The sequence below is a fragment of the Candidatus Komeilibacteria bacterium CG_4_10_14_0_2_um_filter_37_10 genome (genome assembly GCA_002793075.1).
GTDB lineage: Bacteria > Patescibacteriota > Patescibacteriia > UBA1558 > UBA1558 > UM-FILTER-37-10.
Genome location: PFPO01000006.1, coordinates 1 through 14,093, shown reverse-complemented (window position 1 = coordinate 14,093; position 14,093 = coordinate 1). Strand labels below are relative to the sequence as shown.

Here is a 14,093-nt window from a genome sequence, read left to right as displayed (position 1 = left end):
TTTCGTAAATAAGCCACCGCATCAAAAGAGGTCCAGTCAGCTGGTTTGTTGATTAATAAGAAGCCACTAGTTTTTGGTTGGTCAGACATAAGGGCATTTTAACGGAAAAAAAGGGCAATAGCAAATGGTGCGTCTGGATTATTCATTAAACTTGACAAGCTATTATTTAGATATATAATAACAATATACCTTCTGTCGCTTCGGTGGCAGAATGCGGGGTCACAGAAATGTAACCTCTGCTTTTTTTATTAGGCAAAATAGATAAACATATGCGAGCCTATATTTATATTGATGGTTTTAATTTATTTTATGGTTGTCTCAAGGGCAGGAGTTGCAAGTGGCTTGATTTAGATAAATTGATTCATTATTATTACCCGCATTATTATATTGATAAAATCAAATACTTTTCAGCGATCGTAAAAGCTCGGGCTAATGATTTGAATAAACCAAATAGGCAGTTACTGTATCTAAGAGCGCTAAATACTAATCAAAAGATAGAAATTATTTTAGGTTCATTTTTAGAAAATGAAGTTTATTTCTATATACCGGATAGAACAAAGATGGGCGTGCAGCAAAGGGCTAACGTTTCATTGTTACGTAACAAGGTAAATTTGCCCCTATGTGATACCAATTATTTGGCAGTTAAAAAAACTGAAGAAAAAGGCTTTGATGTTAATCTGGGCGCGCATTTAATTATGGATGCTTATGAAGGTAAATTTGATGTGGCTATCGTAGTTTCCAACGATTCTAATTTAGCAGAACCCATTAGAATGGTAAATAGCATGACAAATCTCAATGTTCGATTATTAAATCCGTATCCGCGAACACAGGTAATGTTGGCAAAAGCTGTTAATAATAACATAAAATATATTAGAAAGAACGTTCTAAGAATTTCACAATTTTTTGAAATTATGACAGATGTTGTCGGTAGTTTTTTTAGGCCACCGGAATGGAAGTAGAATATTATTTATATTTAGTATTGCTATTTTGGTAGGCAATTAATTCTTTTGAGTATTTTTATTTAACGATAGTTACTGAGTAGTTTATTAATAGGTAGTTGGGTTTAAAATTGAATACTCATTGACTTATACTCAACATTTGTTACAATACAGTGCAATCTTTTTATTAATAATTTAGTTATGGACCACGGCAACGTTATTGTTCGCTTCAATGAAGTATTATTTCATTATGATGTCAATAAACCTCTTTTATCAGGAGCTAGTTTTTCGGTACGGGAAAATGCCAAAATTACCATTATGGGGCAGAATGGTGCTGGTAAGAGTACTATTTTTAAATTAATCACCGGCGAATTAAAACCAAATGAAGGTAAAGTATCCACCACCGTTGGCGCAACTATTGCCACCGCTGATCAAGTAATGAAGCGCGAAAATTTAACTAAGACCATTATTGAATATTTCGCTACTGCTTATGATCAAAAAATTTATGAATTACCAAAACTGGTAAAAAAAGTTTTGGACATTGTTCATTTGGATTTACCACTAGACAAAAAGATTATTGATTTATCAGGCGGCCAACAAGCGCGATTGCTTTTGGCATTGGCCTTGATTCAGGAACCTGACATTTTATTATTAGATGAGCCAACTAACAATTTGGACGCTGACGGCATTAGTCATTTAACTCAATTTTTAATCGAGTACCCCAAGACTTGCTTGGTGATTTCCCATGATGCTAATTTTTTAAATACTTTTACTCACGGTGTACTTTATTTAGATTCGCATACCCAAAAAGTAGAACAGTACATCGGCGACTATTATAATGTCTTGGGTGAGATTGAGGCACAAATAGAACGCGAGCGAGCCAAAAATGCTCAGCTTAAACGTAGTATTCAAGATCGGAAAGACAAGATTAATTTTTTTGCTAACAAAGGTGGCAAGATGCGACGACTCGCTAGTAAGTTGCGTGACCAAGTAGAAACAGCAGAAGAAACAATGGTAGATGAAAGACAAGAAGATAAAACTATTAATAATTTTATCATCACTGCCCAGATTGACGTTCCGGGAGTTATTGCTGAAATAAGATCCGTTGGTGTGATGATTAACCATAAACCAACTAGGAAAATATTATCATTACCAATAGAGATCAGAAAAAAATCTAAATTAATTATCAAGGGACCAAACGGTATTGGTAAGAGTACCCTACTGCAAGCTTTGGTTGCGGGCAGAGAAGAAGGCGCGCAAATCAGTAAGGATATTAAAATTGGTTATTATCAACAAGATTTTTCCGGCTTAGATTTTGATAAGACAGCTGATGAAGTTTTACTGGAAGTTATGGCAGCACCAAATAAACAAACGCTTTATGCCACTGCTGCCCAATTTTTATTGTCATCCGCGATATTAAAAAATAAGGTTGGTTCGCTTTCCGAAGGACAAAAGGGATTGCTTTGTTATGCGCGCTTTGTTTTACAAAAACCAGGCCTTTTAATTATGGACGAACCAACAAATCATATAAATTTTAGACATCTACCAGTTATTGCTAAGGCTTTAAATGATTATGATGGCGCGCTCATATTAATCAGTCATGCTTATGAATTTGTTGAGCAAATAGATATTACAGAAACGTTGGATTTGGGAATATTATAAACTAATTTTATTTTTTGTATGGCGCTTTAATTAATACTATTTTTTCTTTGCGCGTCAGCCGTTTAATTGCGGCTTCTTTTTTTCGTGCTGCCGCTAATGTCTTAAACTTCTGGGAATAGACAATCTGCACTGGCCGCCGCGCCCGCGTGTATTTAGCCCCAGCCTTTGTATGATTATGTTCATTGAGTCTTTTTGGTAAATTAAAAGTAGATCCCGTGTAGAGAGTTTTATCAGAACATTCTAAAATATAAACCAGATAAGTCATTAGCTTTTTTATTAATTGGGTATGAGTTTATTTTAAGGTAAAAAAAGAACTGAAGCAAATGCTTCAGTTCATTAGTTATTGATTTAGGCTGGTGAGATTTCACGAAAGATATTTAGTAATGATCGAGCCACTTCGTAACTGACATCAACTTTGGTAACTAAACCGAAAGTAGAGTTTTCATAACCGCGTGGTCTGGTATTACCAAAAAAGATACTATTTGGTGAAAAAGGATTATTATTGAAAAAAATTCTTTTCCAACCAGGAGCTAACACCGGATGAGTAATGCAATAAAGCAAAGTGTTAACACCAAGTTCTTTTAGACGACGACCGACTTTATTAGCAGTACCGCCGGTAGATATTTCATCATCCCGCATGACTACCCAAGCACCTTGTAGCAGTTGATCATCAAAGATAATTGGATAGTCCGCAAATTCAGTTTGGATTTTTTTCAATACCTCCTCGTCAGTAATCATCTCCACCTGACCGGTAGTTCTTCTAATTTTGGGAAAGACGGAAAGTTGGAGAATTTTAGTGTCGAAATTATTTTTTTTCAAACCGACACACAATTCCGTGTAAAGATTTAGACATCTTCTAATAGAACCAATGTCTGGACTATAAACATAGCAATGTTGATCGTGACTGGCGCACTCCATCAGGCTTTGCAGAATAAAATCGCGAAAAGCCGCTGAGGTGTCGATATTCCAAGCTCTAATGCCTTCTTGATGACAATTTTCCAGTGTGATGTTGGAATGAATATCAATAAAAACAATATTATCCAAGCCTACGGCCTTGAGTTCTTTAATCATCATCAAATTGCGATGTATTTCAATCGGTCTTTCCGGATGATCTTGTCGCCGATAGAGCATAAATGGCAAAATAGCAGTAACTGACTTTGCCTGATATTGATATTTGCAAGCGAAGATTAGACTCAGCAACTCCTCTTTGAGTGCTAAATTGTAAGTACTTTGCATAATAACCACATTTTTGTTGGCTAGTACTTCGTATTGTGGGATCAAGGTATCAAGCTCATTATCAGCAAAGACACCATTTTGTACGGTAAAAAACTCGTAAGAGCTATTACTCAATTTATTTATTCTTTCTAACACATCAGCATCTAGTTCGTGATGACCGCAGCCACTGATAAAAACAAAAGAATCTTGTTTAAACATGACGATCTCCTTAAGTTATTAATGAACGTTAATTGATAAGAGTAAATTATTACATTGCGGCCAGATTGTCAAATGATTTGACAAGTCAGAATAATGTTATATGATAGACATCTAAAAGTAATTTAACAAACGAATAAAAGGAGTCAGTATGTGTGGAATTTTAGCCGTTGTCGGTAATAAAATTAATGCCGTGTTACCAAAGTATTTTCGCTCTTTGGTTGATGAAACAAAAATTAGCGCCCTGGATTTGCAGCATCGTGGCCCCAATGGTTGCGGTATTGCTTGGTGCGGTGATAGTAATGGCGTCAGACAGTTACGAGTTGAAAAAGGATTGGCTTTGGTAGAAAGTACCCTGACCCCAGCTTTGATGGAAACGATCAGTCAGGATCAGCCGTTGGGAATTATTTTGCATACCCGTTATCCGACCAGTGGATCAATTAGTCCCAAGAATACTCAGCCGCATTATGTAGAGAGCGTCTTTGGTCGTTTCGTTCTTTGTAGTAATGGTGATGTACCGCAAGTAAACTACAAACAGAATCGATTGTTTTTGGAAAGTAAAGGCGTTGTTTTTCTATCCAATAATGATGGTGAGTTACTATTGCGCATGATAGTCTATTTTTCTCAGGGTAAACAGCAGAAGATTTTGTCAGCGATTAAAGAAGTGATGCAGCGAATACACGGAGCTTATTGTGCATTACTACTAACGAAATATGGTCTCTATGCTTTTCGCGATCCCTGCGGCGTGAGGCCAATGACGTTGATCAAAAATAATGGTTACGTCATGATCGCTTCGGAGAGTTGCGCTTGGGAGGATTACTGTAATGTTTCTGCTGACGATAAATTTGATATTGCTCCGGGCTCAGTTGTCCATGTTGATTTTTATCAACGACTTACTGTTAATCAATTGGTGACGTCAACTTGTTTACGACACTGTGTATTTGAAAAAATATATTTTGCCCGACCCGATAGTCAGATATTTGGTTGTCAGCAAGAAGTTGCTACTTTTCGTTATTATCTGGGTAAACAATGGGTTAGAGAAGTTCAGGAGATGTTAAGTAAAAAAGAATGGCAACAATTTGTTGATCGTTACCAGTTTATTACCGGCGTACCAGAGTCTGGTCAATTTTCCGCAATGGGCGTAGCTGCGGCTTTAGAAGAGATTATTGGTTATAGTCGTATTAAAAATACTATCGTCAAGAATGCTTATATCAGCAGAACGTTTATTAATGAAGCGGAAAATAAACATCGATTAGCTTCTGCTAAGTACCGACCGTTGGGAGATATTTATAAAAAGTATCATGGGGCAATATTTTGTGATGACAGCATTGTGCGTGGTACAACTACCCAAGCTCTGATTCGTAAGATCAGAAAGAAAGGAATCCAACACATCGCCTTTGCCGTTAGCAGCCCACCAATTGTTGATATTTGTCAGCTGGGTACTAATATTGTTTCTCGCAGAGAATTGATTGGTAGCCAATTGGCCGTTGAGGATATCCGTAAATTTCTTAATGTGGATTTTTTACACTACCTTTCGTTGGCCGGAGTTAAAAAAACTTTGCGGCAGGTCGGTTTGGATCCTAAAAGTTTCTGCTACGGTTGTTTTACCAGTAACTATGCGCCCTTTATCGTGCAAGAGGAAAATTAATATCACCAGTCGTTAATAATAACGACTGGTTTTTTTATTCTTAAGTTAGTGAATATTTTTTAGCTCTTTGATTTGATCGCGAATTTCTGCAGCTAATTCAAATTCCATATTTTGGGCGGCTAGTTCCATTTTGGCCATCAATTCGCGGATAATAGTCTTTCGTTCCTGGTCGTTTAATTTATTGATGGCTATTTTTTGTGAGATAATATTTTCTTCTCGTGCTGGTGTCAGCCGTTTTCTTATTTCTTTACTAATGGAACGAGGAGTAATATTGTGTTTTTTATTATAGTCTAGTTGAATCTGTCGGCGACGCGTCACGATGTCCATAGCTCTTTGCATGGAGCCGGTAATTTTATCAGCATACATAATCACCCTTCCCTCAACATGTCTGGCCGCTCGGCCCATAGTTTGGATCAGCGCTGTTTCCGAACGCAGAAAACCTTCCTTATCAGCATCCAAAATGGCAACGAGTGAAACTTCTGGTAGATCCAGACCCTCGCGTAATAAATTAATCCCGACAACGACATCAATTTTACCCAATCGTAAATTATTTAAAATATCCAGTCGTTCCATTGTTTGTACTTCCGAGTGAAGGTACTGCACCTTAATTCTTCTTTCTTGTAAGTACTCTGTCAATTGCTCAGACATTTTTTTCGTTAGCGTAGTAATCAAAACTCTTTGCTTGTTTTTAACGCGCTGAGCAATTTCATTTAATAGATCATCTACTTGGTGTTTGGTTGATCGGATAATAATTTCCGGATCCAAAAGTCCAGTCGGACGAATAATCTGTTCAGCCAAAGCCGAATTTTTCTCCAGTAGTTTCTTTTGCACTGCTGGCCAGTTGACGCGCCAGCTGAGCTTATCTCGCAGGACTGGGACATCTGTTTTTTCATATTCATAAGGACCGGGTGTCGCCGAGACGTAGATCACTTGATTAAACTTCTTTTCAATTTCCGTAAATTTTAACGGCCGGTTATCAATAGCTGCTGGTAAACGAAAACCAAAATCAATCAATGTTTTTTTTCGTGCTTGATCGCCATTATACATGGCGGATAGTTGCGGTACGGTCATATGTGATTCATCAATGAAGAGCAGATAATCCTTAGGGAAATAATCTATCAGCGTATAGGGCGCGGCGCCAGCCAGGCGACCATCGAAGTAGCGTGAATAATTTTCAATACCACTACAGTAACCAACCGCTTCAATCATTTCTAGGTCATAGTTAGTCCTTTGTTCTAGCCGCTGAGCTTCTAATAATTTGTTTTGTTTTTTAAAAAGAGCCAATTGTTTGCTGAGGTCATTACGAATTGTATTAAAAATACTTTTAATTTTATTGGCTGGTGCTAGATAGTGTTTGGCCGGGAAAATAGTAATCTCGGATAGGGGTTCAGTATTAATCTTTTTCAGAGTAATAATGTTAATTTGATCAATATTAGCAATACGATCGTCATCAAAACGGAGATGCCAAAAGTAGTCAGAGCTGGCAATAGGAAAAATATCAACTATCTCACCGTGGACGCGAAAGGTACCTCGTTGCCAGGCAATATCATTGCGACTGTATTGTAGATCTACCAACTCTCGTAGTATTAGTTGGCGATTTTTTTTCGTGTTAATTTTTAATTCCAAGCTCATCTTTTGATAATTGGTTGGGTCGCCGAGATTGTAAATACAGGAAACTGAAGCCACGATAATTACATCTTTCCTGCTCAAAATGGCTTGGGTGGAAGCGTGACGCAGACGATCAATTTCTTCATTGATTTGTGTCTCTTTTTCAATATAAGTATCAGTTCGTGGCAGATAAGCCTCTGGCTGGTAGTAGTCGTAGTAACTGACAAAGTAATGCACTTCATTTTGGGGAAAGAAATCTTTAAACTCACTAGCCAGTTGAGCGGCCAATGTTTTGTTGTGCGAGATAATCAGAGTTGGTTTTTGTGTTTGGGCAATGATATTAGCCATGGTAAAAGTTTTACCAGAACCTGTTACGCCCAGTAGTATTTGATCCTTTTTACCACCTTTGAGCCCTTGGATCAATTTTTTGATAGCCGTTGGTTGGTCACCGGTCGGCTGAAAATTGGCGGTTAATTGGAATTTCATAACTTTGATTATAACACGACTTAGTAAATTGACAATCAATACTCTAGAGGGTTATATTAAAAAAGTTCAGAGAGTAGAATTATTTAAATAGTAGTTAAATTTTTTATGAAGGAAAATAAATTAGATCATCAACGAAATCAATTCAGCGAAGATCAGACGGGGAATAATTTAATGGCGGAGTTTATGAGTATTTATCAGCAAATAATGGTTTATGGTAACAATGATGAAGAGCAAAGAGTTTATGAAGGTTTATTAAGTCAGGTGCAAGCACATCAGATTAGTCCGCAGGAAGCGGTTACTAAGTTGCGTCAGTTGTTTGCGGCCAAAAATGCTCGCTAAATCAGTATAGATAAAAATAAAAAGACCTGAATTTAATTCAGATCTTTTTTGTTTATATTGTTTTAATTTATATCCCTTAAGTATTGTTGCCAACTCTTCGCAAACAATTTGCGTGTATTCGCATCGTTGAGATAGTAATAGTACCGCAGGGTGGTTAATTTTGCTTTCACAGCAGGAAAGGCAGCTGTTTCTGTGGTCAAGCCCATGGCTAGGAGAACGTGACTGGGGACGGTATAAAGATCAGAACTTCTGATTGGGTGTGAATTATTTTTTCCCAGAAGTTCTAATATTTTTTTTGGCCCGGTATTTTCCCAGGCTTTTTTTATCAAAGAGTATGCTTCTTTACTTGCCGGTAACTCAGGAAGGATAACGGGCTCGTTGAGGATCGACCAAGACTTCACTTGTGGTAATAATTGCGCTAGCAAATCTGACCATTTTTTCAAACCCCACAACATCGCGATTAGTGAATCAATTTTGATTGAGCTTTGTAGTTCTTCACGAATGTCTACTACTCGCTGATGATCAAGCAGATCTATAACGAAGGAGCTTTCCTGAGATTTAAAAATTAAGCAGTACGTTACCAGGTTGGTGACAATTTGCGGAGTTAACCAGAGAGCTAGATTTGGTTGCTGACTAATTATCGTATAAAGGTTCGCTGGATGAAAAGAAGACAGCCTGGTATTAATTTCCGTAAAAGAATCTCGTTTACTCGGGGCCATGTTATTAGCCATGTATCTGATTGCCGCATTAAACAGTTTTTGCGCATTCAGCAGTTCTTTATTTTCATTGCTTTCCAAGATCAGTAATTTACCAACGGCAAGGACGCAACGATTTGATTCCTCGGAGAAAAACTGTTTTAGTCTGATGAAGCTGGAGTGTCTTGGTAAGATAGTACCCAGTTCCTGATCGTGCATAGCAGCGCCGATATCATTAGCTATATTTGTTGACCAGGTTGGATAATCGTGATTGATAATTCGACAGAACTCTTTTAATTCTACAAGCTTGTATTGACAGACTGATTTCTTTGTTGTTAGCGCAATGATCAGGTAGAGGAAGGCATTAAATTGACGATTGGTTTTTGGCTGTTGAAATAGTAAGCGGAACTCTGTTTTGCTGCTGTATTTTATTGCCACGGCTATTAATTTTAACCAAATTGTTAAGTCGTCAGTTTTTTGCTTGAGATAATCAAGATCAGTAATCGTCAGCCATAAACCGTATGGTAGATTATAGAGACTGCGAAAGGCGTTTTCTTGCCCGCTAGTTTGCATGATTCTTTTAGCGTCACTATTATTTTTTAGCCAATCCTTGAGCTGTTCAATGCCGGTATAGAGACGAATGGTAGCAAGTTCTTGAGCTATTTTTTCTATCTTTAAGGGTTTGTTTTGCCAGCGCCTTAATTCTAGACACACAAGAGCAAAGCGCATTGCACTGGTTTTGACTTTGTCAGTAAAGCGATGTTTGTATTCTCGGATAAAGGCTTGAGCCAGGGAAGAAAGGAATAGCTTTTCTTCCAGTGAATATTGTGACAGATCTTCTTGGTGAAAAAGAGTTATACTTTCGCGTCGATAGATAGCTATGGTGTTATTCATTTTCGTCTTCCTCCGTTTCTGTATCGCTTTCGGTGAAAGGAATATCAGTTAATTCATCTGATTCTTCCACAAAGTCGTTTGATCCCTCTTCTTGGTTGTTGTCTTCGTCATTAGTAATTTTTTCAGTATCTTCGGTTTCGTTATCTATAAAATCCGGAATAGTACTATTTTCAATACCCTCTTGAAGAAGCTCTTCAATATAATCTTCAGGATTTTCGTCAGTAATTATATTTCTCGCCTGTTTGTTACGTCGGCGATACTCATCATATTCTTGAGCTCGTTCAGCATAGTCTTGTCTTTTTTTGGAACCTTCTTTAACAAAATCAATCACTTCGTCATAGCGACTGGGACAATTTTTTTGTAACCAGTTGAGTATATGCAAGGGGCCAATAAAGTCTAAGCCTTCGCGAATGGCTATTTCAAATTCTTTGACGCCATAATTTTCTTTGTAGTTTGTTACCTCGCAATTAACCAAAGTCAATATGGTTGGTAAAGTCATCTGTTCGATCATTTCGACGGCCAGTGGTACTGGCAGACTATTTAATATTTCGGCAAATTGTTCACTATCTTCGTCAGTAATTTTTGCCAGTTGGATATTATAGTCATTGCGATTGACATACCCCAGTTGACGATGAAAGAAAAAAGCTTTAACTAGTGCATAGGGTGGTATTTGAAAACGTTCCACCAGATCGCAGTCTATCTTTTCCCCGGTCCAGAGAAGTAGGCTGTAAGTGATTTCCACTTTGAGCTTATTCCATATTAAGTTGGCATCATCAGTGGGTGCGACCATTAGTAATCCTTTCAGTGTACTTAGAGCAACGTCTTGGGTAAACCCCAAAGCTAAAATTTGTTCTAAGCCAATTTTTTGCGGTAGTTTAGCGGTCTTTTTTAATAATTCAATAGCCTGCTCAGTTGTTACCTGAACGATTTGTAGATTGCTCATGGCATATCCTCCATTTATTTTGTTGTTAAATATCAATTTATAATGCTTTAATGTAGCAGTTTATTCGTTTTTAGTCAACAGCGTCAACGCCGGGAGTTAAAAAAATTATAGCATCGAAAAAATAAGCTTTTTTTAATTTTTACCCCTTTCTTAGGTGTATTTATATTATTCAACACCGGGAGTTGGCAACTCCCGGTGTTGAGGCTGTTTTTAACCTTGACGACCTTTGGGAATTATTGTAAGATCTGGTTAATTTAATTGTTCATTTCATAATTTAATATGGAGAAAGTAATGGATAAAAATACCAAAACACCGTCCCATCTGGATAGTCTGATGCACGTTGTTAAGTCACAGCAATTTTCCCGAGAAATGCTGGAAGAACTATTTCTAATTGCTGATTACATGCCGATTGTCGAAGCAATGCGGGGCTGTAAAAGGCTTCAGGATAAAATCATTGCCGTCTTTTTTTATGAAGAGTCAACGAGGACGCGACTTTCTTTTCAGGCAGCAATCAAATTGTTGGGTGGCCAGATTTTATCAACCTCTAACGCCAAGTTTTCCTCGGTAGCTAAGGGCGAGAATCTAGTTGACACCGTTAGAACACTAAATAATTACTGTGATGCTATTATCATGCGTCACAAGGTTGAAGGCTCGGCAGAAATAGCTGCTCGTATTTGCGACGAGGATTCATCGGCGATTCATGGTTATAAACATTTTATTAATGCTGGTGATGGCCCAGGTCAACACGTAACTCAAGCGTTGCTGGATTGTTATAGTATTCGCAAGGAGCTTGGTCGAATTGACGGCATTAAAATAGCCATGGTAGGTGATTTGTTACACGGACGCACGGTACGCTCTTTAAGTTATATGCTGACGAAATTCAAAGATGTGCAAATCTTCTTTGTTTCGCCCGATGAGTTGAAAATGAAAGACGATGTGATACAGTATTTGACCGAGCAACAAGTCCCATTTATTTCCTGTGCTTGTTTGGAGGATGTGATTAGTAATGTTGACGTTCTCTATATGACGAGAATTCAACAAGAACGATTTACTGACCCCGATCTTTATGAACTAATGAAAGATTCCTACGTTCTCGATTCGCGGTTAATGAAACTATTTAGTCCCAAAGGAATTGTTTTGCATCCATTACCGCGAGTAGATGAAATTAAAGAAGAAGTTGATATTGATCCACGCGCCGCTTACTTTCGTCAGGAAAAGAATGGTTTATTTATTCGTATGGCTCTATTACTTGCTGTCTTTGATAAACACCGTGGATTATTGTCCGCTATCAGAAATGGTAAAAATAACCATTAGTCCATTGAAGAACATTTCCGTTCCTATGAAAAATAGGAACGGTTTTTTTATTGATTTTATCAGTACAAAATAGTATGATATGAACATATGATTGCCTATCTTAAAGGAAAAATAATTAATAAAAACGATCGTTCTATTATTTTAGAAAATAATAATATTGGTTATCAGATTTTTTTGACAGAAACTGTTTTACAAAGTTGTGAAATCGGGCAGGAACGAGAGTTTTATATTTATCAATGCGTCCGTGAAGATGTATTAGATCTTTATGGCATGAGCACACTGACGGAATTAGATTTTTATCACAGCTTACTTTCCGTATCAGGCGTTGGTCCGAAATCAGCGCTCGCTGTGTTAGCCGTTGCGAAAGTAGAGGAATTGAAAAAAGCTATTTGGCAAGGTGATCCTACTTTATTACGGCGAGTTTCCGGCATTGGCCAAAAGACAGCAGAAAGAATAGTAGTAGAATTAAAAAATAAAATAGATTTTATTGCCCAACCAGCATCGGGCTTAGCGGACGAGGCTAACGACTCGGAAATTATTGATGCGTTGGAGTCGTTGGGATATTCTTTAAATGTCATTCGCAATGCCATGCGGCAGGTATCGAGCGAGCCAATGGCTAGTCAGCAAAAAGTCAAAGAGGTATTAAGAATTATTAATCACAAATAACTATGCGCTTAGTAGAATTTTATGATATTGATCGAGATATTTACGATGATTTTTTAGGTGGTCAACCGCATAGTTCCTTTTTGCAATCATGGAGTTGGGGTGATTTTCAGCGCCGCACCGGTAACAAAATTTGGCGTTTAGGAATCAAAGAAAGTAATAGAATAATTGCTATTGCTCAGATTATTTCGCATCACCTGCCCTTAGACAAAAGTTATCTCTATTGTCCACGTGGGCCATTGTTTGTTGCTGGCTTAACCAAAGAACAGCAAGAAACGGCGAGCGCTCTTTTCTTTAGCAAAGCTCGTGATATTTGTTATTTAACCAAGAAAGATAATGAAATATTTTTTCGCGTCGAGCCGGATAATAATTTCAATGAAAGCATAGCGTATACTTGGTTTTTGCAGAAACAGAAAGCAGTCCAGCCTGAGCAAAGTATTATTTTGGATCTATTTTTAAGTGAAGAGGAGTTGCTCAGTAGAATGCAACAAAAAACCAGGTATAATATAACGTTGGCCACTAAAAAAGATTTATTCATTAGACACACCAATAGCGTGGACGATCTAAATAAATTCTTGTTATTATCGAAAATTACTGCCATTCGCGCCGGCTTTCATTTATGGCCTGACAAATATTATGAACGGATGTTAGCGGAGCTCGCGACTAGCAAGATGATTAGTATTTGGCTAGCCGAGGAAAAAGGGCGGGCGATAGCGGCGAATTTGGTATTAAATTTTGGCGACACCGTCACTTATTTACATGGTGGTAGTGATCATAAATATCGTAATTTGATGGCGCCACACTTTTTACAATGGCAACAAATTTTATGGGCTAAGCAGAATAACTATCATTATTATGATTTTTGGGGCATTGCCGAAAAGGGTAATCCGAAAGAAAAGGATTGGGCAGGTATCACTAGATTTAAAAAAGGATTTGGTGGCGAGTTGGTAAATTATCACGGCGCCTATGATTTGGTCTATGATCAAAAATGGTATCATCTTTATAATTTTAGCAAGAAATTTTTTTAGTATGACAGCTGGGAGAAAATATTTACCAAAAGTGGTTTTAACTTTTTATCATTGGTTGCTAGCGAAAATTGCGGCTTTTTTTTATGGTTATCCGAGTCATCAGCTGAAGGTTATTGGTGTTACCGGTACCAATGGTAAGTCAACTACTTGTAATTTGATTGCCGCAATTCTCAGTGAGGCTGGCTATTTAGTTGGTATGACCACGACTGTTAATTTTAAGATTGGTAACCAAGAGTGGTTGAACAACAAAAAAATGACGATGTTGGGACGCTTTCAGTTGCAAAAAATGTTACGACAAATGGTGGACGCTGGTTGTCAGTTTGCCATCATTGAAAGTTCATCGCAAGGTGCTATTCAATATCGTCATCTGGGGATAGATTTTGATGCAATGGTTTTTACCAATTTAACACCAGAGCACATTGAAGCTCACGGATCTTTTGATAA

Annotated in this window: 13 protein-coding genes; 8 read left to right on the top strand and 5 right to left on the bottom strand. The window is 37.6% G+C overall.

Annotated features, from left to right (window positions below; translation table 11 throughout):
- Positions 1-269 precede the first annotated feature (269 nt).
- Positions 270-959, top strand: coding sequence for an NYN domain-containing protein (locus tag COX77_00315; protein PIZ99871.1), 690 nt, complete (start codon positions 270-272; stop codon positions 957-959).
- A gap of 180 nt (positions 960-1,139) precedes the next feature.
- Positions 1,140-2,600, top strand: a complete 1,461-nt coding sequence (locus COX77_00310; GenBank protein ID PIZ99870.1) for a hypothetical protein — start codon at positions 1,140-1,142, stop codon at positions 2,598-2,600.
- A gap of 7 nt (positions 2,601-2,607) precedes the next feature.
- Here the strand turns inward: COX77_00310 and COX77_00305 are convergent, their stop codons facing one another.
- The gene (locus COX77_00305; GenBank protein PIZ99869.1) at positions 2,608-2,865 is read right to left on the bottom strand and encodes a hypothetical protein; all 258 of its coding nucleotides are present in this window, start codon (positions 2,863-2,865) and stop codon (positions 2,608-2,610) included.
- Positions 2,866-2,948: 83 nt separating this feature from the next.
- The gene (locus COX77_00300; protein ID PIZ99868.1) at positions 2,949-4,034 is read right to left on the bottom strand and encodes a hypothetical protein; all 1,086 of its coding nucleotides are present in this window, start codon (positions 4,032-4,034) and stop codon (positions 2,949-2,951) included.
- Between the two features lie 148 nt (positions 4,035-4,182).
- Between COX77_00300 and COX77_00295 the strand changes: the two genes are divergently transcribed.
- Entirely contained in the window at positions 4,183-5,679 is a 1,497-nt protein-coding gene (locus COX77_00295) for a hypothetical protein (GenBank protein ID PIZ99867.1), read from the top strand.
- A gap of 45 nt (positions 5,680-5,724) precedes the next feature.
- Here COX77_00295 and COX77_00290 read toward each other — a convergent pair whose 3' ends face one another.
- Complete coding sequence (locus tag COX77_00290) at positions 5,725-7,773, bottom strand: excinuclease ABC subunit UvrB (protein PIZ99866.1); 2,049 nt, start codon at positions 7,771-7,773, stop codon at positions 5,725-5,727.
- 105 nt (positions 7,774-7,878) lie between these two features.
- On the opposite strand from COX77_00290, the gene COX77_00285 reads away from it, so the two are divergent.
- Complete coding sequence (locus COX77_00285; protein PIZ99865.1) at positions 7,879-8,112, top strand: hypothetical protein; 234 nt, start codon at positions 7,879-7,881, stop codon at positions 8,110-8,112.
- Positions 8,113-8,174: 62 nt separating this feature from the next.
- Here COX77_00285 and COX77_00280 read toward each other — a convergent pair whose 3' ends face one another.
- Positions 8,175-9,701, bottom strand: coding sequence for a hypothetical protein (locus tag COX77_00280; protein PIZ99864.1), 1,527 nt, complete (start codon positions 9,699-9,701; stop codon positions 8,175-8,177).
- Entirely contained in the window at positions 9,694-10,644 is a 951-nt protein-coding gene (locus COX77_00275; GenBank protein ID PIZ99863.1) for a hypothetical protein, read from the bottom strand. Before COX77_00275 ends, COX77_00280 begins: the two co-directional genes overlap by 8 nt.
- Positions 10,645-10,935: 291 nt before the next feature.
- Between COX77_00275 and COX77_00270 the strand changes: the two genes are divergently transcribed.
- The 4 genes from COX77_00270 to COX77_00255 form a co-directional block, all read left to right on the top strand.
- On the top strand, positions 10,936-11,958 hold the full coding sequence (locus COX77_00270; GenBank protein ID PIZ99862.1) for an aspartate carbamoyltransferase: 1,023 nt from the start codon (positions 10,936-10,938) through the stop codon (positions 11,956-11,958).
- An 87-nt stretch (positions 11,959-12,045) separates the two neighbouring features.
- Positions 12,046-12,624: a Holliday junction branch migration protein RuvA gene (gene ruvA / locus COX77_00265; protein ID PIZ99861.1), complete on the top strand. Its 579-nt coding sequence runs from the start codon at positions 12,046-12,048 to the stop codon at positions 12,622-12,624.
- A gap of 2 nt (positions 12,625-12,626) precedes the next feature.
- Positions 12,627-13,649, top strand: coding sequence for a hypothetical protein (locus COX77_00260; protein ID PIZ99860.1), 1,023 nt, complete (start codon positions 12,627-12,629; stop codon positions 13,647-13,649).
- Positions 13,600-14,093, top strand: a 494-nt coding sequence (locus COX77_00255) for a hypothetical protein (protein ID PIZ99859.1), incomplete at its 3' end; no start/stop codon positions are given. The genes COX77_00260 and COX77_00255, both read left to right, overlap by 50 nt.